Source organism: Brachyspira catarrhinii (genome assembly GCF_005518285.1).
GTDB lineage: Bacteria > Spirochaetota > Brachyspiria > Brachyspirales > Brachyspiraceae > Brachyspira > Brachyspira catarrhinii.
Genome location: NZ_SJDU01000454.1, coordinates 1 through 1636 on the forward strand (window position 1 = coordinate 1; position 1636 = coordinate 1636).

At 35.4% G+C, this 1636-nt stretch carries 2 protein-coding genes and 1 pseudogene; all 3 read left to right on the forward strand.

Annotated elements, in window-relative coordinates:
* The first annotated feature begins 53 nt into the window (after nt 1-53).
* Nucleotides 54-248 (forward strand): 50S ribosomal protein L32, encoded by a 195-nt coding sequence (gene rpmF, locus EZH24_RS11430; protein WP_137999224.1) that lies wholly within the window; start codon nt 54-56, stop codon nt 246-248.
* A 31-nt stretch (nt 249-279) separates the two neighbouring features.
* On the forward strand, nt 280-1299 hold the full coding sequence (plsX, locus tag EZH24_RS11435; RefSeq protein WP_137999225.1) for a phosphate acyltransferase PlsX: 1020 nt from the start codon (nt 280-282) through the stop codon (nt 1297-1299).
* A gap of 61 nt (nt 1300-1360) precedes the next feature.
* A pseudogene (locus EZH24_RS11440) lies at nt 1361-1636 on the forward strand (3-oxoacyl-ACP synthase III family protein); the annotation flags it as partial.

A 1636-nucleotide genomic window follows, 5' to 3' on the forward strand; every position in this document is an offset into this window, starting at 1 on the left:
GAAAATTAAAAACTAAAAAATAATTTTAAATATATTTTTTAAGGAGTTAATAAATGGCTGTTCCAAAGCATAGAAAATCGAAAGCAAAAAAAATGTCAAGGAGAGCGGCAAACGAAAAAAGATTTTTAGGTTCGTTGTCAATATGTCCTCAATGCGGAGCGGAAAGAATGCCTCATAGAATTTGTCCAGAATGCGGTTTTTATAAAGATAGAGTTATAAAAGCTCCAAAATCTCAAAACGAAGGATAATGAAGCGTAATAAAATAATTCTGGAGTTTTAATGAATTTAGCTATAGATGTTGCAAGCGGCGAAAAACCTATAGAAGAATTGGTAGGCGGAGCTATCAAATCTTTATCGTTAAATGACGATGTTAATTTGATATTAGTCGGCGGAGAAAAAAATATAATCCGAGCGTTGTCAAAATTAAAATACGATAAAAATAGAATAGATATAAAACATACCAATCAAATTATAGATATGAACGAAAGTCCCGCTGTTGGAATAAAACATAAAAAATACGCGTCAGTATTGGTTGCTGCTCGGTTAGTTTCAAATAAGGAAGCGGAAGGTTTTTTCTCTCCTGGAAATACGGGAGCGACTTTAGCGGCGGCTTTAACCGAAGTGGGAAGAATCAAAGGCGTTATGCGTCCTCCTTTGGTTTCAACTCTTCCGAAAATAGGCGGCGAATTCTGCATGATGGATATGGGAGCGAATGTAGATTGCACGCCCGATTATATAGCGCAGTTTGCCGTAATGGGCAGAGTTTTTGCGAAGAGATTTTTGAAAATAAATAATCCAAGAGTGGCGCTCTTGAATATCGGCGAAGAAAACAGCAAGGGAAACGCGGAAACTAAAAGATTCTTTGAAAGGCTTGAAAAACTTAAAAAAATTAATTTTGTAGGAAATATCGAGCCAAACGATATGTTAAAATCGGATTCTGCCGATGTCGTGATTTCTGACGGTTTTAGCGGTAATCTGGTTTTGAAGACGATGGAAGGCACGGCTACTCTTATGGTTAATTTGCTTAAAACGGAAATTAAAAAAAATCCAATAAGTATTATGGGGGGGCTTATGATGAAACCCGTTTTTAACAGCTTGAGAAATCAAATGAGTTCCGATTCGGTAGGTTCGGCTATACTTTTGGGATTAAACGGCGGAGCTTTTGTAGGACATGGAAAGACGGGCGGAAACGGAGTGAAAAATGCCGTTTTGAATATGTATGACTTTTTGGACGCTAAAATTAATGAAAAAATAGCGAAAGAGCTTTACGATTCGGGAGTAAAGAGAAGAATTTTTTAATTGGCAATATTTAATAATAATATTTAAATTAAAACATGAAATTATAAAAGGAAAATTTTAAATGGTATATATAAAATCTTGTAAACATTCTTATAAAACGGAAAGAGCTTGCATATCGTCATCCGATTTGGTATTAGAGCCTATAAAAGAAGCGATTAAAGGAATGAATCCTCTCGATATAGACGGCATAATCTGCGCGACAACGACTAAAGATTATATTTATCCTTCAACGGCTTGCATGCTTGGGGGAAAATTAAAAGCTAAAAACGCGTTTTGTTTCGATATAGAAAGCGATTTTACGGGATTTATATCCGCTTTAAGATTAGCTTACGCATTC